This window comes from Paenibacillus sp. y28 (genome assembly GCF_037137075.1).
Taxonomy (GTDB): domain Bacteria; phylum Bacillota; class Bacilli; order Paenibacillales; family NBRC-103111; genus JBBBNV01.
In genome coordinates this window covers 144,459-165,968 of sequence record NZ_JBBBNV010000001.1, presented here as the reverse complement: position 1 = coordinate 165,968, position 21,510 = coordinate 144,459, and the positions used below count along the sequence as shown (strand labels likewise).

Here is a 21,510-nt window from a genome sequence, read left to right as displayed (position 1 = left end):
TTCATGAATAGGTCCGGCGCTGCACCTGGAAATAAAACCTGTCTGAAGGACATTGACGATTAGTTAATGTAATTAATTAATTGAAAATATGTACAAGTTAATGACGTTAAATACTGGGGGAGTGGTGTAAAGCAAGCCATGCTTTGCATCCGGCGCAGCTTGGAACCGAGGTTCCTGCGCAGCACGCTTGATCAGCCCTAGTCGTTTAACATCGTTTCATAGAAGGTTTGAGACGAGCGGAAAAATTGTTCAACCGCACTTCTGACCTGCCTGGCATCCCTGGTCCGCAGCGCCCCCAGAATCGCCTTCCGCCCATGCACGCTGGAATCAATCGCTCCCGGTACCTGGAGCACCTTCAAGCTCGTTTCCCTGCGCAGGTGAACGATGGTCTGCATCAGCTTGGAAAAAATATGGTTGCCGCAGCGTTCGCCCACATAGACATCGAACTCATCCAGTACAGCCAGAAGGCCCGCCGCATCGACGGAGCGCGAAGACCGCATTGCTTCAAGACGGTCGAGAAGCGATTGAAGCTGCTGCAAATCCGGCTCAGACAAATGCTCCGCAGAGGTAGTATACACTTCAGGCTCAATCAGCTTTCTTGCAGCATAAACCTCGGACAGATTGTGAATTTCATGATGAAACAACCACAGAATCGTATCCTGGGGCACCGGCACCTGCTGCTCGTTGACGAAGCTGCCTTCTCCGGCCTTGATCCGGATTAAGCCGACAAGCGACAGCGCCCGGAGCGCTTCGCGCACCCGACCTCGGGTGACACCAAGCTGAACGGCTAAATCCCGCTCATTCGGCAGCTTGTCCCCGGCCTGAAGACGGCCTTCGGTAATCAGCAGCGCGATTTGCTCCATGATTTGCTCTGTGACGGTGACACGTTTAACAGCTTCCCATTTAACCATTTCGTATTTCCTCCATTAAAGGATTGAATTCGCAAGAAAACGGTGTTAAGCTTTAGAAAGGTATCGCGGTACTACCAGGGTACCAATATACATTTTATCGTACCACAAATCGGGTTAAAGTTCACCTGCTCCTGCTTTGAGGTACCGTCATATACAGCTTGTAAGCGTTATTATGAGAAAAGAGGGAACTTATGCTGCCATTACAAGGGTTGTTGGTGCTTGATTTCAGCCAGTTTTTGTCGGGGCCGTCTGCGGCGCTGCGCTTGGCCGATCTGGGCGCGCGCGTCATTAAAATCGAAAGGCCGGACGGCGGGGACTTGTGCCGCAGGCTGTACATTTCCGACTTGGAGCTGGACGGGGACAGCACGCTGTTTCATTCGATTAACCGCAACAAGGAAAGCTTTGCGGCCAATTTGAAGGACCCGGCTGATTTCGCCAAAGTGAAGAAGCTGGTGGAGCAAGCCGATGTGCTCATTCAGAACTTCCGTCCCGGAGTTATGGACAAAATCGGGTTCGGTTATGAGATGGTGAAGGCGATAAACCCGCGACTGGTATACGCCGAGGTTACCGGATACGGCAAGGAAGGGCCTTGGAAGGATAAGCCCGGACAAGATTTGCTTGTCCAGTCTCTCTCTGGACTTACTTGGCTGAGCGGGGATGAAGAGCAGGGGCCGGTTCCCTTTGGCTTGGCCATTGCGGACATGATGGCTGGAGCTCATCTGGTACAGGGCATCTTGGCCTGCCTGGTTCGGCGGGGAATTACCGGGAAAGGCGGGCTGGTTGAGGTCAGCCTTCTGGAATCGGTCCTTGATTTCCAATTTGAGGTTTTGACCACATATCTTAATGATGGCGGCAAAGCGCCTGTTCGAAGCAGCGTCCGGAATGCCCATGCCTATCTGGGCGCTCCTTACGGCATCTACGAAACTGCGGACGGCTATTTGGCTTTGGCCATGGGCTCCATTCCGCGGCTTGGCGAGCTGCTTGGCAGCGCCGAGGTCGCGGCCTACACCGATTCGGCGACCTGGTTCAGCGAGCGGGATACGATTAAACGGCTGCTGAAGGAGCATCTCAAGCAGGAAACGACGGCTTACTGGCTTGCCCGGCTGGAGCCTGCCGACTATTGGTGCGCCGAAGTGTTCACCTGGGACAAGCTAACGAGCCACGAAGCGTTCCAGGGCCTGCGGATGACTCAGGAGGTTGTAAGAGAAAACGGCGTTGCCATGTCCACCACCCGCTGCCCGATTCGGATCGACGGCGAAGTATTGAGCTCTCCTGCAGGCTCTCCCCGGATCGGACAGCATAATGATCGGCTGGAGCAGGAGTTCATTCCCATAACCCAATGAAGCGGAGGCATTCCTAATGACCATTCGGATTGATGCGCATCAGCACTTTTGGAATCTGGACAAAAATGAATACCCTTGGCTGACTCCGGAGCACGGAGTCATCTACCGGACGTTCGAGCCGGCGGAGCTGGAGCCGCAAATCCGTGCTGCGGGCATCGATAAAACGGTGCTTGTGCAGGCCAACAACAGCTACGAGGATACGGATTATATGCTGGCTATTGCCGACGAATTCGATTGGGTCGGGGGCGTTGTCGGCTGGGTCCCGCTGGATAAGCCGCTGGCCGCAGCGAAGAAGCTGGAGGCTTACTGCAAGCATCCGCGGTTCAAAGGCGTCCGCCATCTGATTCATGACGAGCCCGATCCGGACTGGGTGGTTCGCGACAAGGTGATTGAAGGCCTGCAGGTGCTGGCCTCCTTCGAAATTCCCTTTGATGTTGTCGCGGTGTTCCCGAATCATCTGAAGCACATCCCCGTCTTGGCCGAGCGTGTTCCGGATTTGCGCATGGTCATTGACCATTTGGCCAAGCCGCCGATTCTGGATAAGCAGTGGGAGCCGTGGGCGGGGCAGCTCGCCCGTGCAGCTGAATATCCGCAGGTATACGCCAAGGTATCGGGACTCAATACGGCTGCAAGCTGGACCGACTGGACCGCCGCCGATTTGCGCCCTTATGTGGATCATGCCTTTGAGCATTTCGGCGCAGAGCGGCTGATGTTTGGCAGCGACTGGCCCGTAGCGACGCTTGCGGGTGACTACCGCAAGGTATGGGAAGAGACAGGCCGCGCTTTAGAAGGGCGTCCCGCAGCTCAGATTGACGCTGTGCTTGGCGGAACGGCGGCAGCCTTTTATAAATTAGATGTCAAGTGAAAAATTCATTGCGGGGTGGAGACATGTTTCAATCGGTTTTTTATGAGGACTACGAAACGGGATACGTCAGGGAAACGTTCGGGCGGACCGTTACAGAAACGGATGTTGTCATGCATGCCGGGCAGACCGGCGATTTTTATCCCCACCATATGGATGCCGAATGGTGCAAGACCCAGGATTTCGGGCAGCGTATCGCGCACGGGACCTTGATTTTCAGTATGGGAATCGGCATGTCGGCGGGCGCGGTGAATCCGGAGGCGTTCTCCTACGGCTATGACCGGCTTCGCTTCATCAAGCCGGTGTTTATCGGGGATACCATCCGCGTGCGGATTACGATCCGCGAGAAGCACGATCATCCGAAGCGTCCGGAATTCGGCATGGTCACAGAGCAGTGCGAGATATTTAACCAGCATGGGGCGGTAGTGCTTGCCTGCGATCACCTGCTGATGGTGAAGAAGAAGCCGAACGCTTAGAGGGATCACGAATCGGTGCTTTTGTCATGAGAACCTCCGGCCGGAACGGAAGGCGGTATCTCATGACTATGGCGCCTCATTATAGCGCGGAATTTCATAGGAACCGAGCGTGCGTTCGGAAATAAACCGGCTGGGCTGACGTGGAGCCTTGCCCGGGGCTGTGAGGCTGGATGCACCCTATTTTCTTACAGAGGAGGGCTTGCCGTTGAATACGCTTGCATTCCCGCTAGACCTTGATTACAAGCCGAAATTGCCCCGTTCAAAAACGTTGGGGATTGCTATTGTCGGCGCAGGCGAAATTGTGCTTTCCTGCCATCTGCCCGCATACCGGATGGCCGGCTTTCTGGTTGCCGGCATTTACGATCTGGACTCGAATAAAGCCCAGTCTGCGGCTGCTGCCTTTGGTTTACCCAAGGTATATCCGTCACTGGATGAGCTGCTGAGCGATCCGGATGTACATATCGTGGATATTGCGATTCCGGCCGTATTCCAGGCTGGTGTTGTAGCACAGGCGGCAGCCGCCGGGAAGCATATTCTTTGCCAAAAGCCGCTCAGCGAAAATTATGCCGAGGCGGTACGGATTACGGAAATTTGTTCACAGGCGGGCATCAAGGCGGCTTGCAATCAACAGATGCGCTGGGCTCCCGGCATTCGCGCGAGCAAAACGATTATTGACCGCGGCTGGCTCGGCACTCCTGTACAAGCCTCCATTCAGGTGAATGTGAAGACGGATTGGGACAGCTGGCCATGGATCACCAGGATTCCGCGGCTTGAGGTCATGTATCACAGCATTCATTACATGGACGCACTGCGCAGCCTGTTCGGCACGCCGGAATATATTTATGGGGACGGGGCCCGTTATCCCGGGCAGACGAGCGTCGGTGAGACTCGTACAATGCTGCATATCAAATTCGAAGGCGACATGCGCGGGCTGATTCACGACAATCACAACAATTGGTCTACCCCGAACGATTGGTATGCTACCTTCCGGTTTGAGGGAACAGAGGGCGTAATTAAAGGAACGAACGGGGCTTTGTACAATTACCCCCAAGGGCAGGAAGATACACTCAGCTTCTTGTCCAAGCGCACGAACCCTTCCATCTGGCTGACGCCGATGCTGGAGGGCAGGTGGTTCCCGGATGCGTTTATGGGGACGATGGGTGAGCTGATGCGCGCGATAGAGGAGGACCGCGAACCGGAGAATAGTGTGCGGGACAATCTGATGACGATGCAGATGGTGTTTGCCGCATACCGCTCCATGGAGGAGAACCGCCCGGTCACGTTAGCTGAAATCGCCAATGAGGCTTAACCCTGAACGGATAAAACATAGATTCAGCAGCAGCTGGCCTGTCTTTTATCGGAACTCTGTGCTGATGCCCGCTGCGGGTAACGAGAAGTCCAAGCAGTCCATACATCCGATTTGACAAAAGGAAGGAACGGAATGGGAATGATACAATTACGCGGAATGACCTGGAACCACCCGCGGGGGGTGCTTCCTCTCCAAGCCGCCGCCGCTAAATTTCAGCAGCTGAACCCGGAAGTCGAGATTACCTGGGACGCCCGCTCCCTGCATGATTTTGAAGCCTACCCGCTGGATCTGCTGGCCGAGAAGTACGATTTGATGATGGTAGATCATCCTCATCTGGGCACAGCGGTGAAGCTGGGTGTGCTGGTGCCGTTAAACGAGCATGTCAGTGCTGCGTTTCTGGACGATCAGCGCGCGAACAGCGTAGGAAAAAGCCATGAAAGCTACGAATTTGATGGCCGGCAGTGGGCCTTCGCCGCTGATGCCGCCGCCCAGGTCAGCGCGTTCCGGCCGGATCTGCTCCAGCAGCACGGCTTGCAGGCTCCGCGCACGTGGGCCGAGGTGACGCAGCTCATTCAGCAGCTTCCGGGTGGCGTGAAGGTCGGGCTGCCGCTAGCCCCGGTCCATGCGTTTGCCAGCTTCGTGACTCTCAGCGCGCAGCTGACGGACGGGCAGCTCTGGAATAACGATCAGGATTTGTCACCGGAGCTTGGCGCAGAAGTGCTGGCTCTCCTGCAAAGCTTTCTGCCGAAGCTTCATCCGAGCTCTCTGTCCAGCGACCCGATTACGATGTCGGATTTGATGGCCGCTACCGATGAAATCGCTTATATCCCCTTGATTTACGGATATTCTAATTATGCCCGGGAGGGTTTTGCTTCCCGAACGATTCATTATACGGATATCCCGTCGGATAACGGTGTGCCTAGCGGCAGCATGATTGGCGGGGTAGGTATTGCTGTTTCGAGCAAAAGCCGGTATATCCCGCAATGCGTGGCATTTGCCCAATTGGTGGCTGACGGTGAATTTCAAAGAACGGAGTATACCGTAAGCGGCGGGCAACCGGGCCACCGAAGCGCTTGGACGGATGCCGAGACCAACCGGCTGACCAACAACTTCTTCGCAGGCACGCTGCGAACGCTGGATCACGGATACCTTCGTCCACGGTTTGACGGATACATTGAGTTTCAGGAGCAGGCCGGTAAGCTGATCCAGCAGCATCTTGCATCCGGAGATCACAGGCATGCCGAGCTGGTTCGCAAGCTGAACGAGCTGCGCCGCAAATAATCATTGAGAACCCCCGAGCACCACTTTGTACAGTGGCGGCGGGGGTTTTTGGTATGATTCTATCCGATGGCCGCCACTAAATCAGGCTCTTGAAAGAACGGAGCAACCGCTTTATGGAGAAATTCACGTTTTTTTACCGGCCGAATCACCGTTTTCCCAGTGGTATATGGCATATTTTCATGCCGGCGGGATTGAGTTTAACTGCGCGGAGCAGTACATGATGTACCAGAAAGCCATGCTATTCGGTGACGAGAAAACCGCCGAGCTTATTTTGCTGTCATAATCCCCTCGGGAGCAAAAAGCATTGGGCCGGGCTGTTCAGCCTTTTGAGCAGGCCCGTTGGGAAGCGGAAGGCAAACCAATTGTTTATGACGGCAATGCTGCCAAATTTGCACAAAACCCCGATTTGCTTCAATATTTGCTCAAAACCAAAAGCACGACGCTGGTGGAAGCAAGCCCGACAGACCGGATTTGGGGCGTCGGTTTATCGGAGGACAATCCCAAGATTCGAAGAAGCGGCGGAGCGCCTTGCCGTTAAGGAAGGCTTTACCGGAGTCGTATGCCTGAACTTTGCCTCGGCCAAAAATCCGGGCGTAAGCAGCCGGGTTTTTACGTTTGGGATGGCACCTGTGCTGGGGCGATGAATCCTAGGAAGCACTGAGGCGGCAACGGTGATGCGGTACGGCATGGCTTTCATAAGACAAGCACATGATGGGAATACTGGAAATGTTCACTAACAGCTTCGTTTCTGTGGGAGTGTGTTCAACATGTGGTACTTTAAACAGGGAAAAGCAAGGGATGTCCAGTCCCCTGCGGCCCCCGACGCGGAGACTGCTTATACAGCCGTATACCCGACCTATGATGAAAACTTATCTGTACTCGAAGCCATGTATGAGGACTGCGGCGATACGAGGCTGCATTCTTTTTTGGCTGCCGGCGACGTTCGCGTCACGGTCATCTATACGCAGGGCATCACGGATGAGCAGCTGCTGGAACGGTTTATATTGACTCCCCTTCTCCATACGGACGAGCTGCTGCCATCGGCTGCAACGCTGCTGTCCAGACTGCCGACCACCTCCGCGGCTTCGCTTGAGCATTGGCCGGATGTCACCGATCATATCGGGAACGGGAATCCCGTGCTGCTGATAGACGGCGAACCCCGTCTGTTTACGTATGGCGGCATGACACGGGTCGAGCAGCGCGGGGTGGAGGAGCCGGTCGCGGAATCGACAGTGCGCGGACCGCGGGAAGGCTTCACCGAGTCGCTGGGGGTGAATATTCCGCTCCTGCGCCGAAGGCTGAAAAGCCCGAATCTGAAGATGCAGCATATGACCATCGGAGCCTATTCCAAAACGCAAGTCACACTTGTCTATATAAAAGGAATTGCGGCGCCGAGCCTGATTGAAGAAATGAAGTCAAGAATTGCCCGCATCCGGCTGGACGGCGTACTGGAAAGCGAAACGATTGAAGAATGGATTTCGGACAATCCGTATTCGCCCTTCCCGCAGATGCTGCCGACAGAGCGGCCTGATGTGGTATGCGCCAATCTTCTTGAAGGCCGGGCAGCACTGCTGGTGGACGGGACTCCTTTTGCGCTTATCGCGCCGGTAAGCTTGTTCTCCATGCTGCAATCACCGGAGGATTATTACCAGAACATCATGATGAGCACGTTCATCCGCTGGCTCAGGTATGTTTTTTTCGTGATGTCCTTGCTGCTGCCCTCGGCTTATGTGGCCATAACAACGTATCATCAGGAAATGATTCCGACCGTGCTGCTGCTCAATATCGCCAAATCCCGCGAAGAGATTCCGTTTCCGGCGCTGGTGGAGGCGCTAATCATGGAGATTACCTTCGAGGCTTTGCGGGAAGCCGGGGTCCGCCTGCCGAAGCAGGTCGGTGCTGCGGTCAGCATCGTCGGAGCCCTCGTTATCGGACAAGCGGCCACATCAGCCGGAATCGTATCCGCGCCCATGGTCATTGTCGTCGCCATTACAGGGATTGCTTCATTTATGATCCCGCGGTACGCGCTGGGAATTCCAATGAGGCTGATTCGGTTTCCGGTGATGCTGCTTGCGGGCACGTTAGGGCTTGTCGGGGTCATGCTGGGCTTTATCGGGATTGTCATCCATTTGTGCCGCTTGTATTCCTTCGGTCTGCCGTATTTGTCGCCTCTGGCCCCCGTACGCTTCCGGGAGCTGAGAGATACGCTGATCCGTACGCCGATGTGGAAGCAGGCTCACCGGCCGAAGCTGAGCGGATACGGGGATCATCCGGTAGAGCCCGAGACAGAGGAGCGTAATGAAAGGAGCTCGCCATGATGGAGAAAGGGAAAATATCGTCCGGTCAAATGGGAGTACTGCTGTATCCGGCTATTATTGCCACCGCCGTATTGGCTGTGCCAAGCATCACGATGAAGCTTGCCGGACATGACATGTGGATGAGTCCGATCTGGGCGCTGCCCTCAGCGCTCGGCACCCTGCTGATCGCCTTTCGGTTGAATCGGCATTATCCGGGCAAGTCTTTTGTAGAAAGCAGCTATTCCATTCTGGGAAGTGTGGGAGGAAGGCTCTTCGGCCTCTTGTACATGTTCTATCTTCCTCATTTAAACGGCATTATTCTTCGGGAATACGGTGAATTTATTTTGAGCACGGTGTTGTCGCACACGCCGCTGTTCGTTGTGATGGGCACGCTTATGCTTATTTGTGCGGTGAATGTCCGCAGCGGCATTGAAGTGATCGGACGAAGCGGCCAGCTTCTGGTCGGCCTGATGGTGGTACTGCTGACACTGATTCTTCTGCTTCTGGTGCCCGAGATGGAGCCAGAGCAGTTTTTGCCGTTCATGGAAAAAGGGGTGAAGCCTTCTTTCTTAGGGGCTATTTCACCGGCGAGCTGGTTCTCGGAATACATCCTTGTTTCCTTTTTACTGCCGTTCGTCTCCGACCGTTCCAAAGCGTTGCGGGCTTCTCTGCGGTCGGTGGGCTTCGTGCTTGCTTCCATGCTGGCGGTAAACATTTCCTGCCTGCTGCTGTTTGGCGATACGACGGACAGCTACGTCTATCCTGTCATGATCGCCGCGCGCTTTATCAGCTTCGCTGATTTCCTCCAGCATCTGGAGGCGCTCATTGTGGCCATTTGGGTAGCCGGAATTTTTGTGAAAATCTCCCTGTTTCACTATGTTCATGCGGTGACGGCCGCGCAGTGGCTGAAGCTGGAGGATTACCGGCCGCTTGTGTTCCCGCTGGCGTTCCTGACAACGGTTTATTCTTATTGGGTCGTTGGGAACCAAACGGAGGCCGGCGCTCTGGTCGGGGCAGGCGGGAACCTGTATACCTTGTTTATGCTACTGGTGATTCCCGGTATCCTGTGGGCTATCTCGGAAATTAAGGAGCGCCTGCATACAAGGAGAGCGGGACCATGAAGAGGAACAGGCCGATCCGAATCCTGCTGCTAGTTTTGCTGCTTGGCGTTCTTGTCTTGGGCACTGCCGGATGCTGGGACCGCGTAGAGGTCAATGATCTTGCCATTGTTCTTGCGGCCGGCGTGGACCGGAACGAGGAGGGGAAAGTCGTGCTGTCCGCTCAAATATTCGTGCCCCGGGCGGCCGGAGGCGGACCGCAGGGGAATACGGGGGGAAGCGGCGGAAATACGATGGGGCAGACCATTATGCAAAGTGCGGAGGGCACTACGATTCCGGATGCGATGACCCGCTTGCAGCGCAAAATTCCGCGCAAGCTGTTCTGGGGGCAGAGTGAGGTCATCGTGATCAGCGTACCGGCCGCCCGGCAGGGCATCCGGCCGTATATGGATTTCTTTCTGCGGTATTTGCAATTCCGCGAGCATGCCTATACCTACATTAGCCGTGAGAAGGCGGAGGATGTATTAAAAATGAATCCTCCGCTGGAGCGCAGCTCCGCGGAAATTTTACGCGAGATGGGCAATTTGAAGCTGGGCAACCGGACGACGCTGAAGGAACTGGCTCAGGCCGTCGACGGCCCGAGCCAGGTAGCGGCGCTGACCCAAATCAGAGCCGTTCCTCTCCTGACTGAGACCGGTACCAAGCAAAGCAACCTGTTAGTCCACGGTCTCGGATTAATCAAGAAAGGGAAATACATAGGCGAGATCCAAGAAAAGGTCTCGCTCGGAACACTGCTGTTTCGCAACGAGCTGGAAACCATCATCTTTTCCCTGCCGATGGAGAAAGAAAAAGGAGAGGTGGCGCTGAGTCTGCTCAAGGCCAAATCGGCACTTAAGCCGAGCATCGATGCCGATGGAAATTGGAGCATTGCGTTTACGGCCAAGCTGAACGGCGAAATCGTCATGAATACGACGAATTATTCTGTGACGGATACGAAATTCATTCTTCAAGTGAAGGAAACCTGGAGCAGCTGGCTGAAGGAAGTGATTGACACCACATTGCAAACGCTGCAGCAGGAGCTGAAGACGGATGCGCTGGGCTTTGCGGACCAGTTCTACCGTCATTATCCGAAAGAGTGGAATAAGGTCAAAGACAACTGGGATGAGCAGTTCAAGCAAATCAAAGTGACGGTTCATATCGAAACGGAAATAAACCGTGTCGGGAAATCCAGTGTTCCACAGGGAATACCGGAAGACAAGGTTCAGAAATAAGCGGCCGGAGGTGTCAGAGAATGAAGCTGTTTCCCATGCTTGGGCTTACCTTGCTCGCGATATTTATTTATGGCGTGGAGTCTTCGCGGACAAAGGGGCTAAAAATGAAGGCAGCCATCGCGATGTTTACCGGCATCAGCTGTGTGCTGGGCATCCTGCTCGTATGGTTCCCGAATTTACCGGGTCCGACGGATGCGATCATGCCTATATTTAAGCCCATCAACAAAATAATCGGAGCGGAATAGAGCCGAGTTCAACATTTTGATAAAAAGCGGTCACACAATGTTAACGACTTTAGCCCTTTCGAGCCATATGAAACACCCCTTAAGCCGTTACAATAAAATTGGAAGATTACAGGAAAGGAGAAGAGGCTATGAAACGAAGCTTGATCGCCCTCGTTCTATGCGGTGTACTTGCTGTTCTGCCTGCATGCGCATCAACCCCTCAGGATGAGGACCCTTCCAATGTTAAAGTTGAGCTGGTCACAGAGCCTGCCGCCGTGAAATCTTCACAGGAAACGAAGATCGGTGCCAAGGTGACGGGAATGGTCAAGGAGCAAGGGACCACGGTTCAATTTGACATCCGCAAGTCCGATTTCAGCGGGCTTCCCGACCTGGTGACCGCCGAATCCGAGGGCAAGGGGGAATATTCCATCAAAAAAACGTTTGATTCCCCCGGCTCCTATATTGTTTATATTCATGTTTACCGGGGCGAGCTGCACATCACGAAGAAGAAGCTGATTGAGGTCTCATGAGACGGCGATTAGAGATAGCCTTCTGCCTGCTGCTGGCGGTTTTTTGCAGCTGGATGAGTGAACCGGTTCAGGCGGCAGAGACCTCCGGGCCCGGGCTGCAGCAGCTCATTGACAACACGCCCGCCGGAGAGACGCTCAGGCTTCCCGCCGGTACGTATCAGGGAGCTGTCACCATCACCAGGCCCATGACGATACAGGCAGACGGAGAAGTGCATATCGTCAACGCGAGCGGCAAGCCGGCGGTCTACGTGCAGGCAGCTCAGGTTCGGCTGCAGTCGCTGACGATTACGCAGGAGTTCGAAAATAATCCGGCTGTACTGGTTACCGGCAGCAGCGCCACGCTGGATGGTCTTGATATCCGTACGCGCTCGTTCGGCATTGTTCTTCGCGATACAGCAGACAATGAGATTCGGAATTCCCGCGTAATCTGGCTGGAGGATGAGAGTCGGGACCCGGTGAAGCTGTCGGAGAAGCTGAACGGTATCGATTTGTACAATGCCCACCGTAACCGGATTCAGGACAATGTTGTCTCTGGCATGCATGACGGCATTTATTTGGAGAGCAGTCACCAAAACACCGTTGAGCATAACCGCGTTGACTATTCCCGGTATGGTGTGCACTGTATGTATACGGACGGGACAGTCATCCGGGCCAATACCGGCTCTTTTAACGTAACAGGCGCTATGATCATGGGGGTTAAGGATGCCGAGGTTACCGGCAATTCGTTCTATAAGCAGAGTGAAAGCGTCAATTCTCAAGGACTGCTCCTGTTCGATGTACAGACTTCGAGCATTGCGGACAACAAGGTTCAGGGGAACCGGGTCGGCTTGTATATCGAGCAGTCCCGGCGCAACGAGCTTCGCAACAATGAGGTCATTCAAAATTTTGTCGGCATCCAGCTGCTGGAATCGGAGGAAAACCGCTTCACGGGGAACCGGTTTAGCGGCAATGTCATTGAAGCCGAAGCAACCGACAGCCGGGATAACCGGCTTGAGGGGAACTATTGGGACAGCTTCCGCGGCATCGATACCACCGGAGACGGCTTCAGCGACCTGCCTTATCTGATGAATCCTTTTTTTCAAAAGCTGACCAAGGCTACACCGGCCTTTCAATTGTTTTTTCAATCACCGGGGATGCAGTTTCTGGAAAGCATGAACACCGCGGGTAAAAGCGAATGGACGATGGATACAGCGCCCTTGATGAGGCCTGAAGAAGCAGGCGGCGCAGCAACAGAACAGTCCGGGCAAGCCGGAATGCTAATGCTCGGGATTTTCCTGCTGCTGCTATCATGGACGACCATTTATTTCACAGGAGGAAAGAAAACATGAAAAAAACAGGATGGCTTATTGTACTGGTATTGACGCTTGCAGCTCTGCTTACTGCCTGCGGGGAGAAGAAATATGCGGCGGTACCGATCAACGAAGAAACCGATAAATGCGCCATTTGCAACATGCAGATTAAGGATGACGCCTTTGCCGTGCAGCTGACCACCACAGACGGCAAAAACTATAAATTCGATGATCTCGGATGCATGAATGAATGGAAGACCAAAAACCAGACCGCCAGCATCGGGGCACAGTTTGTCCGGGATTACAATAACAAGGAATGGATTTCGTATGAAGAAGCAGCTTATGTTTACGATGCCTCGTTTAAATCGCCGATGGCCTACGGCATCTATTCGTTCAAAGACGCGAAGGAAGCTCAGAAATTCATTGACGAGCAGAAAAAAGGCAAATTGATGACGGCTGCCGACCTAAGCTCCCATACATGGCAGCAAAATGTAACGAATATGGGCGGCTCCCACGGCCATGATGCCAGCTCCCATTCGGAGACCAGCGGGCATAACAATTCCGCTGCTCCGGACGCTCACAATAAAGGCGCCCATGCGCAATGAACTTGCTTCATATTGCACGACGGGAGCTCAAAATCGGATTTCGGAATCCGTGGGCCTATTCATTTATGGCGCTATTCACCATCTTCAGCCTGTCTCTGCTGCTGATTCATACACAAAGCGTTGCCGAAGGCTATTCCAGCGTGACGGCGTCGATGCTGAACCTCATTTTGTATTTGCTTCCCCTGATGACGCTGCTTCTCGGTTCGTTCTCTTTAACGGCTGAGAAGGAGGAGGGAAGCTGGCAGCTGTTATCTACCTATCCTATCAGCACCCTGGAATTTATCGCCGGAAAATATGCCGGGCTATGCGCACTGCTGCTAACCATCGTGGCGTTCGGTTACGGAGTGACCGCCATACTCGGCGCTGTTACCGGCAGCGGCTTCCGTATTCATGAATTTACGCTGTTTCTGATGTTTTCCGCCGGTCTGGTGATTCTGTTTCTGGCTATTGCGCTCTGGATCGGCACGCTGGCCAAAAACCGCTGGCAGGCGCTGACCTACGGGGTAGCGATTTGGTTCTTCGCCATTATCGGCTGGCCCACCATTCTTGTGGCCGTGCTGGGACTGCTTCCTTACATGTGGATTAAGCCTGCTCTGGTGCTGCTGACCTTCTTTAATCCCGCCGAGCTGGTCCGGGTGTTCGTCATCGTCAAGCTGGGCGGAGGCTCCGCGCTTGGACCGGAATACTATGAATGGGTCCGGTGGATTAGCCAGCCCTCGGGCAGCCTGCTGTTCCTTGCGGTTTGTCTGGTCTGGATTATGCTGACGGTCGGCGTTGCGCACCGGATTTGGGAAAGGGGGCGATCGCGTGGCTGAATCTGTGCTTCAGCTGTCGCGCGTACGCAAGGAGATTCAAAAGCAGACGATCATCCATGACGTCTCCATGCAGCTTGGACGCGGAGAGGTGCTGGCCTTGTGCGGGGGCAACGGTGCAGGAAAAAGCACCATTCTGCGTATGATTGTCGGAATTATGCAGCCTACGCAGGGAACAATTGAAGTGAACGGCCTGCAGTGGGGCAAAAACCGCAGAGGCTATGTCGAGCAGATCGGTTACATGCCGGATGACTATTTGTTCGGTCAAGGCTTATCGGCGCAGGAAACCTTGCAGTTCTGGGCGTCACTGCGCCAAATAAGCCGTTCCCGCGTCCTGGAAGTACTCGACATCGTAGGGCTGACAGCGGTTCGCGGCAAGCCGGTTCAATCCTTTTCCAAAGGGATGCGGCAGCGGCTGCTGTTCGCACAAGCGCTGCTGGCACGGCCTCCGCTGCTGGTTATGGATGAGCCTACGAACGGGCTTGACCCGTACTGGATGGATTCGTTCGTGAATCTGGTCCGCTTTGCGAAGCAGGAAGGGCATGCGGTGATCTTCTCCACTCACCAGCTTCAAGTAGCCGAAGCCGTAGCGGATACAGTGGTGTTCTTGAAGGAGGGCGCGATCGCGCAGGAAGGTCCTACAGCCATGTTCCAGGAGAAATACGGTCCCTTCGGGCTGCAAGCGGCATTCTCCGAGCTATTCGGCTTTCAGGCTGCTCAACAACAGGAATAAGAGAAGGAGTGAACGGTGTGATCACTGCTGCCGGCTGGAAAAAAGCTGCTGCTATCCTGATCTTCGTGCTGCTGGCCGTCGCCGCCGTCTATGCTGTGCTAGGCTCGTCCGCTTCCGGTGAACGGGTGCGGCTTGGAGCCAAAGCGCCTGATTTCACCGTCACGAATCTGGAAGGGCAGGCCGTCCGGCTGTCCGATTACCGCGGTCAAGGCGTTGTGCTGAATTTCTGGGGGTCGTGGTGTGAGCCATGTGTAAAGGAAATGCCGCTCCTGAATGAAGTGTACGGATCGGGACACGGGGGCGTAGAAATTGTGGGAGTGAACGTGGGCGAGACCAAAGGGACCGTGAAGCAATTTGCCGATCAATACAGCCTTGCCTTCCCGGTGTTCACAGACCCGGCTGGCGAGGCGGCTGGAGCTTATCAGGTTCGCTCACTCCCTACGACGTTCGTCATTGACAAATCCGGCAAGATTGTAGAGATCATCAACGGGGAATTGTCCGATATCGGGAAGGTTCAAGACATCGTGGACCGGATTCAGCCTTAACCTGAACAAAATCCGAACGCCGGGGGCCGCGAATGTTTGAGGCATCGCACGACGGTCATCAACCATACCATTACCCGTTTACCCGCCGCGCAGATGCGCGGTTTTTTGCCGTATAAAGGAGCGTGCGAGGCTCATCCAGGAATAAAAAGGAAAACAGGGCTCAGCACGAAGTAGCAGTGCGGGGCTGGCCGCTGAAGCCGGAGCATTACGAGGCGCTGTTTATCGCCTTGCAGATCAAATTGTAATACTTCCGCCCTGTTGAATTGGCTCAAAGCATGCGAAAATAAGCGTAACTAGAATGCACATTGGAGCTGATTCAGAAATGGCGTATCAAACGATTGACGGAGTACGAATATGGGGAGCGGTGGATGCCGGAGCGTTATCCCAAGCCAGAACCTGCGGAGAGCATGGCCGCGTCGTCCAGGCGCTGCTGATGGCGGATCATCATAAAGGCTACAGCCAGCCGATTGGCGGAGTTGTTGTGTATGATGGGCAGATTTCTCCTTCAGGAGTCGGGTATGACATCGGCTGCGGGAATAAGGCCGTCTCCCGGATCATGGATGAAATCGGGCGCCAGCTCGATCCCTATGAACAGCCTGCCCGCAAAGCAAGAAAGCAGAGACTGTGCCTTGCACGATGTTTCGCCCTGCAGCAATGGCGGGTGTATCCGATGAATATAGCGAAGCCCTTATAAGCCGCCTGTCCGGGAAATTTCCTGGGCGTGTTTGTAAACGATCCAAACAGCTTAGAGTCTGTAAACGTAACTTAACCGCTGAACAAATTTGAAAAACCTTTCTATCGAGCAGGCCTCGCATTATGGCTGCTGGGACAGAAAGGTTTTTTCTCGATACAAGTTTTCTCGATACAAGTTTTCTCGATACAAGTTTTCTCGATACAAGTTTTCTCGATACAAGTTTTCCCGGTACAAGCTTCTCGGCCCAAGGTGTGATTTAAATCACAGAATCTGCTTGCTTTGGTATGGTATAGTTAAAGAAGGAGTACCATTTTTTCGGGCGGAGGTCTGATATGAGGTTTGGTATCGTCGCAAAGATGCTCACGGGCATCACACTCGTTTCGATTACAACGTATGGGACAAGCGCGTTATTTATTTTTGAATTCAAATCCATGATTGCCCCGCAAATGGCCGATTGGCTGTACATTCCGATGATTTTGGCAATGGGTGTATTCTGGACCGCCTTCCTGGGCTGGCTTGCGGCCCGCTGGCTTGTTGCTCCGCTGCTCCGGCTGACAGAGGCTGTGAATGAGGCTGCGACCGGAAATTTGAAAATCTCGATTCCGATTCCCCGCAGCAAGGACGAATTGAACACGCTCAGTGTTTCGTTTAACCATATGGTCGAAAATTTGCGTCAAATTATTGTTGAGCTGTCCGACAATATTACTTTCACCCAAAACAATACGCTGGCCTTGAGCAGCGCGCTGCAGCAGGCCGCACATCAAATCGAAACAACCGCGTCTACCGTGGAAGACATCTCCAAAGGCGCGGATTTGCAAGCAGAGTCGGCGCATCATACCTTGAATGCGGTGAAGACGATTACACAAGCAGCGGATGAAGTGAAGATAAAAGCGAATGAAGCGCTCGGGTTGTCCAATAAGATGGTGGCGACTACGGAAGAAAGCGGTTATGCGATTCGCTCCTTGATTCAAGGACTGCTGGATTTGACCCAGTCTAATGAGCAAACCATTGAGCAGATCCGTCAGCTGGAGGAGAACGCTCAGGAAATCGGCCATATCTCCCAGGTGGTCGGGGCAATTGCGGATGCCACAAATTTGCTGGCATTGAATGCTTCTATCGAAGCTGCACATGCCGGGCATCACGGCGCAGGCTTTGCAGTTGTAGCCGGCGAAATCCGGAAGCTGGCGGAGCAAAGCACAGGCGCGGTCGGGAACATCAATCATATTATTAGTCAAATTCAGGCCCAAGTGAATGCCGTCGTCAGCAACATCTCCCGGCAGGTGCAGAATGTGACCCAGGAGGCCGAAAAAGGGGAAAACGTACTCGGCGCCCTAACCGGTATGACAAGCGCTACGCATGAAGCCGCCGCTTCCGTACAGTCCATCACCGGCGTAATTGAACAGCAGATTCGGCTTATCGGCAGCACCCTGGACCGTACCCGCGAAATCGATACGATCGCCGGCCATATTTCAGAAGGCGCGAAGCAGGTTGCGATTGCCACTCAGGAGCAAACCGCAGTGATGGAGGAGATGGCCTCGTCCTCGGAAGTGCTGCGTGATCATGCTGAGCAGCAAAAAACAAAAATCAGCCTGTTCCAAATTTAGTTCACAGGGGACAGGCCCCTATAAATAAAAAAGCTTGATTTCTCAAGCTTTTTTATTATTTTTAACAGCGGCTTGAAGTTGGCAAGGCGAAGGCCCGCACCCGGTAACTGCACTCGCTAACTTCGCTCCATAGCTTCGGTCAACCTGCCGTTTATTTTGTCCTTCTGGAATATATGCTTCGTTTGTGGAAGGAAAGGGAGCGGTAGGTTCGCGCCAGCTTCACTTTTCTTGCTGTGGAAAGCCGGGCTGCGCTCATTCTCAGGCTTTTGTTAGCGCAGTATTTGAACCGGATTCCTTGAGGCCGCCTCGAATGAATGTAGTTTCCGTACGTTTCATATTCCGAAAATCCGAACTGCTTCGACTTGTCGATGCTCCTCATAATGGCGCTGTACCATGCGGTATGGTGCCTGCTGGCAATGCGGCGCTTCATTCGGGCCAGCTTGACTTTATCAAACAGCATGTAATGGGCGACGAAGGAACGCCGGGACGACATTTTCCGGCCCATGAGCCTCCTGTACGTTCTCCGGTATTCCGGCTGAGTCCAGCCGCGATAATAGAAGACGGTTTGGCCTCCTGTCCGGAACCGGTGCGGCCGAATAAGGACGGTATCCGCATCAATGACGAGGAAATAGCGCTGAGAGACAACACGGTCCCCGTTAAGCTTCAGCAGCTGCTGATACAGCCAGCCGGAGCGCTCCCATCTCTTGGACCCGTATTGAATGTCCTTCTTGGTGATCGGCAGTGCCTTTGTTTCGTGAATGAACGTGCAGCCCTTTCTTTTACACAATGCTTTCATTTTGCTGCTGTTCGGGGATACCACATAAATACGACGGATATTATGCTGCACGTGCTTCCTAACCCCATCGATCACATAAGGAAGGGTGCCCAAATCTTTTTCGATCGCAGGGATAAGAACATCGATGGTTCCCCGGCGGCCATTGTTTTTTTTGCGCTGCGGCATGTAGGCTCATCTCCATTTTCTCTTATCTTCTCTAGGATATGTGAGCGTTTGCGAGCTGGAATGGGTATTCGCAGGATAGGGCAAGGAGAAATTCGCACGGGAACATGCTATAGTTAATCTGAGAGAATATCGAATACCAGCTTTACAAAGGAGCCTGACTGTATGCAGCTGCTAGCCATGCTTACCATGTTCATGGATCATATCGGCAAAATTTTTTTCCCGGACGAGCAGACATGGCGCTTCATCGGGCGGATCGCATTTCCGATTTATTGCTACTGCATCGTCCTTGGTTATCATCGTACACGCGACATGGGCCGCTATTTTGCGCGCTTGCTCGTGATCGGGCTGCTCTCGCAGCTACCGTACATGCTCGCGTTTAATACCGTTGGAGTGAATGTCATCGGAACACTGCTTGTCAGCTTGGCCGTGCTTTATGCACTCGATCGGCTGAAGGGCCGGATTACACTGCAAGTTCTCGTCGTTTTAATCGCGTGTATGGGACTGGATGCACTTCCGTTTGATTACGGCTCTTACGGGCTGCTGCTAGTTCTGATCTACAGATATGCCAGAGAGCATACCCATACCGTAGTCGGCATGCATCTGCTGCTGAATGTGGCCTTCATCCTGTATAAAGGGTGGACGATTCAAATGGCCAGCCTGATCGTGACGCTGGTTCTTGCTTATGCCCCGGAGCTGTTCCGGCAGCTGGAGCGGATTCAGCCCCCGAAATGGCTGTGGAGATCGTTTTATCCCGTTCATTTTATTGTTTTGTTTCTGATCGCAGCTTTTATGAGCTAGGTTTATTCGGGAACGTACAATCGGAATATGGGGGAAGCATTCCGTCACCATCGGACTGTAATTTCAATATACTATACAGATATTCCATTTTCATTTCCGGTGTAACGCAGTTATCCTCCAACATTGATCATATAAGCACATACAGGCAATGATGGAAAGAGTAAGCGGAGCCCATTCATGACAGGGACGGCGTGCCGGCGACTGAGAGCACCCGAGACGAATGGACCGCCGAAGTTCACTCCTGAGCCGGCAGCTGAGACTTGACCGACCCTCCGGTGAAGCGTAGGACTGCCCGCATTCCCGACGTTATAGGGCCAAAGTGAGAAAGGATTATATCGATCTGTCGCTGGCGGCAGACTTTCCTTTCTAATAAGGGTGGTACCACGACTTCTCGTCCCTTGCGGAGGAGGAGTCTTTTTTTATTCCGTGGAGAGCATTGTGTATGCAGCATTTGCCGGTGCGCAGCCCAGCCCGTTGTCCGGGTTGATGCGATAGAGAGAGGAGAGAGAAGCATGAAACCACCAAATTTGAACGATGTGGAGGACCAGCTGCTAACGGCAAGCCTTCAGCTTCTGGAGAAGCTGTCTGACTGGGCCTTATTGCATCAGGCGACAAGCAGCGCGCTGGATTGGCCGAACGAACCCGGACATCGTCAGATGGCAGAACGGCGAATTCTGGACGAAATGGCTGGCAATCATCCGGGCATTCTGAGCGAAACCGCCGTCCGTCAGCTGTTTGAGCAGCTGTTCAAGACAGCATCGGGGAAAGAACAGGACGGGCACAAGAAAACGCTGCTGGTCAGCCGGAAGCATAAGATCGAGGATACTGTAATCCCGCTAGGCGCTGCGGCGGTAGGAAGCGGAAGGCCGGTGATGATAGCAGGCCCTTGCTCAGTCGAGAGCTATGAGCAGGTCCGTCAAGTTGCCGCTGCGCTGAAGGAAGCCGGAATTACTGTGCTGCGGGGCGGCGCGTTCAAGCCAAGAACCTCCCCGTATGAATTTCAAGGCCTGGGGATTGACGGCCTGAAGATTCTGAGGGAGGTATCCGCCGAATTCGGACTCCGGACGATTAGTGAAATCGTTCATCCCGGTCATATCGATTTGGCTTGTCAATATATTGATGTCATTCAAATCGGCGCGAGAAATATGCACAATTTCGAGCTGCTAAAAGCCGCAGGAGAAGCCCCGATTCCCGTGCTGCTCAAACGGGGGCTGGCGGCTACCCTGGACGAATTCCTTCATGCTGCGGAATATATTGTCTCGCGGGGCAACATGCAAGTGATGCTGATTGAACGCGGCATTCGCACCTACGAGAAAGCGACCCGGAATACGCTGGATATTTCCGCGGTCCCGATTCTGAAGCAGGAAAGCCATTTGCCGGTGCTGGTGGATGTCACGCATTCGACCGGCCGGAAGGACATCCTGGCTCCATGTGCCAAGGCTGCACTGGCAGCGGGGGCCGACGGCATTATGGCCGAGGTTCATCCGAATCCTGCAGCGGCGCTCTCTGATGCCGGACAGCAGCTGAATCTGGAGGAGTTCCGGCGTTTTTATTCCGACGTGAAGCGCTCCGGCTTGCTGTAGGGAATAGCTGTTCATCGGAAAATCATCCGAGGCTGAGCCATGCCGATTTGCTGTGCTTGCGCTGAAGCCTATCCTTATTTCAGATAGGAAAATAAAAGGCGCACCCCGGTGCCCATGCGGCCGCAGGGTACACCCCGGTCCTTCATTTTACAATGAAGTGATTCTGAACCATCTCAAATGGCTGTCCGGTGCGCTCGGCTGTGAGGAGGTTGGCGGCTCGGCAATCGCTGAATATTTCTCCTGGCAGGTTGATTTGCGGGAATGATGGCGCTGATCCTAACTCAATTAAGACCCCGATGGATAGGTATTCGTTTAAGCAACATC

General features: G+C 53.8%; 20 protein-coding genes and 2 pseudogenes. 20 read left to right on the top strand and 2 right to left on the bottom strand.

What is annotated here, in order from left to right; all coding sequences use genetic code 11:
- Positions 1-197: 197 nt before the first annotated feature.
- Positions 198-911, bottom strand: coding sequence for a FadR/GntR family transcriptional regulator (locus WBG83_RS00700; protein ID WP_336741757.1), 714 nt, complete (start codon positions 909-911; stop codon positions 198-200).
- Positions 912-1,102: 191 nt separating this feature from the next.
- On the opposite strand from WBG83_RS00700, the gene WBG83_RS00695 reads away from it, so the two are divergent.
- The 18 genes and pseudogenes from WBG83_RS00695 (at position 1,103) to WBG83_RS00610 (ending at position 17,844) form a co-directional block, all read left to right on the top strand.
- Positions 1,103-2,254 (top strand): CaiB/BaiF CoA transferase family protein, encoded by a 1,152-nt coding sequence (locus tag WBG83_RS00695; protein WP_336741755.1) that lies wholly within the window; start codon positions 1,103-1,105, stop codon positions 2,252-2,254.
- A 16-nt stretch (positions 2,255-2,270) separates the two neighbouring features.
- Complete coding sequence (locus WBG83_RS00690) at positions 2,271-3,119, top strand: amidohydrolase family protein (RefSeq protein ID WP_336741754.1); 849 nt, start codon at positions 2,271-2,273, stop codon at positions 3,117-3,119.
- Between the two features lie 23 nt (positions 3,120-3,142).
- Positions 3,143-3,592, top strand: coding sequence for a MaoC family dehydratase (locus WBG83_RS00685; RefSeq protein ID WP_336741753.1), 450 nt, complete (start codon positions 3,143-3,145; stop codon positions 3,590-3,592).
- Between the two features lie 205 nt (positions 3,593-3,797).
- The gene (locus WBG83_RS00680) at positions 3,798-4,901 is read left to right on the top strand and encodes a Gfo/Idh/MocA family protein (protein WP_336741751.1); all 1,104 of its coding nucleotides are present in this window, start codon (positions 3,798-3,800) and stop codon (positions 4,899-4,901) included.
- A gap of 132 nt (positions 4,902-5,033) precedes the next feature.
- Positions 5,034-6,182, top strand: a complete 1,149-nt coding sequence (locus tag WBG83_RS00675; RefSeq protein WP_336741749.1) for an ABC transporter substrate-binding protein — start codon at positions 5,034-5,036, stop codon at positions 6,180-6,182.
- Positions 6,183-6,295: 113 nt separating this feature from the next.
- Positions 6,296-6,693: pseudogene (locus tag WBG83_RS00670) on the top strand (NADAR family protein); the annotation flags it as partial.
- Between the two features lie 256 nt (positions 6,694-6,949).
- On the top strand, positions 6,950-8,500 hold the full coding sequence (locus WBG83_RS00665; protein WP_336741747.1) for a spore germination protein: 1,551 nt from the start codon (positions 6,950-6,952) through the stop codon (positions 8,498-8,500).
- Entirely contained in the window at positions 8,497-9,600 is a 1,104-nt protein-coding gene (locus WBG83_RS00660) for a GerAB/ArcD/ProY family transporter (RefSeq protein WP_336741745.1), read from the top strand. The genes WBG83_RS00665 and WBG83_RS00660 overlap by 4 nt, the downstream gene beginning before the upstream one ends.
- Positions 9,597-10,808, top strand: coding sequence for a Ger(x)C family spore germination protein (locus WBG83_RS00655; RefSeq protein ID WP_336741743.1), 1,212 nt, complete (start codon positions 9,597-9,599; stop codon positions 10,806-10,808). The genes WBG83_RS00660 and WBG83_RS00655 overlap by 4 nt, the downstream gene beginning before the upstream one ends.
- Before the next feature lie 20 nt (positions 10,809-10,828).
- Positions 10,829-11,053, top strand: a complete 225-nt coding sequence (locus WBG83_RS00650; RefSeq protein WP_336741742.1) for a hypothetical protein — start codon at positions 10,829-10,831, stop codon at positions 11,051-11,053.
- 128 nt (positions 11,054-11,181) lie between these two features.
- Positions 11,182-11,562, top strand: a complete 381-nt coding sequence (locus WBG83_RS00645; RefSeq protein WP_336741740.1) for a FixH family protein — start codon at positions 11,182-11,184, stop codon at positions 11,560-11,562.
- Complete coding sequence (locus WBG83_RS00640) at positions 11,559-12,890, top strand: right-handed parallel beta-helix repeat-containing protein (protein ID WP_336741738.1); 1,332 nt, start codon at positions 11,559-11,561, stop codon at positions 12,888-12,890. Before WBG83_RS00645 ends, WBG83_RS00640 begins: the two co-directional genes overlap by 4 nt.
- Positions 12,887-13,456: a nitrous oxide reductase accessory protein NosL gene (locus WBG83_RS00635; RefSeq protein WP_336741737.1), complete on the top strand. Its 570-nt coding sequence runs from the start codon at positions 12,887-12,889 to the stop codon at positions 13,454-13,456. The genes WBG83_RS00640 and WBG83_RS00635 overlap by 4 nt, the downstream gene beginning before the upstream one ends.
- Entirely contained in the window at positions 13,453-14,271 is an 819-nt protein-coding gene (locus tag WBG83_RS00630; RefSeq protein ID WP_336741735.1) for an ABC transporter permease, read from the top strand. The genes WBG83_RS00635 and WBG83_RS00630 overlap by 4 nt, the downstream gene beginning before the upstream one ends.
- A complete protein-coding gene (locus tag WBG83_RS00625) occupies positions 14,264-15,001 on the top strand; it encodes an ABC transporter ATP-binding protein (RefSeq protein WP_336741733.1) in 738 nt (245 codons plus the stop codon). The genes WBG83_RS00630 and WBG83_RS00625 overlap by 8 nt, the downstream gene beginning before the upstream one ends.
- Before the next feature lie 17 nt (positions 15,002-15,018).
- Positions 15,019-15,546: a thiol-disulfide oxidoreductase ResA gene (gene resA / locus WBG83_RS00620; RefSeq protein WP_336741732.1), complete on the top strand. Its 528-nt coding sequence runs from the start codon at positions 15,019-15,021 to the stop codon at positions 15,544-15,546.
- 322 nt (positions 15,547-15,868) lie between these two features.
- A pseudogene (locus tag WBG83_RS00615) lies at positions 15,869-16,126 on the top strand (RtcB family protein); the annotation flags it as partial.
- A 446-nt stretch (positions 16,127-16,572) separates the two neighbouring features.
- Positions 16,573-17,844: a methyl-accepting chemotaxis protein gene (locus tag WBG83_RS00610; RefSeq protein WP_336741731.1), complete on the top strand. Its 1,272-nt coding sequence runs from the start codon at positions 16,573-16,575 to the stop codon at positions 17,842-17,844.
- 151 nt (positions 17,845-17,995) lie between these two features.
- Here WBG83_RS00610 and WBG83_RS00605 read toward each other — a convergent pair whose 3' ends face one another.
- Entirely contained in the window at positions 17,996-18,805 is an 810-nt protein-coding gene (locus WBG83_RS00605; RefSeq protein WP_336741730.1) for a DUF6492 family protein, read from the bottom strand.
- A 162-nt stretch (positions 18,806-18,967) separates the two neighbouring features.
- Here WBG83_RS00605 and WBG83_RS00600 point away from each other — a divergent pair, with 162 nt between their 5' ends.
- On the top strand, positions 18,968-19,603 hold the full coding sequence (locus tag WBG83_RS00600) for a TraX family protein (protein WP_336741728.1): 636 nt from the start codon (positions 18,968-18,970) through the stop codon (positions 19,601-19,603).
- 512 nt (positions 19,604-20,115) lie between these two features.
- A complete protein-coding gene (locus WBG83_RS00595) occupies positions 20,116-21,186 on the top strand; it encodes a bifunctional 3-deoxy-7-phosphoheptulonate synthase/chorismate mutase (RefSeq protein ID WP_336741726.1) in 1,071 nt (356 codons plus the stop codon).
- Positions 21,187-21,510 lie beyond the last annotated feature (324 nt).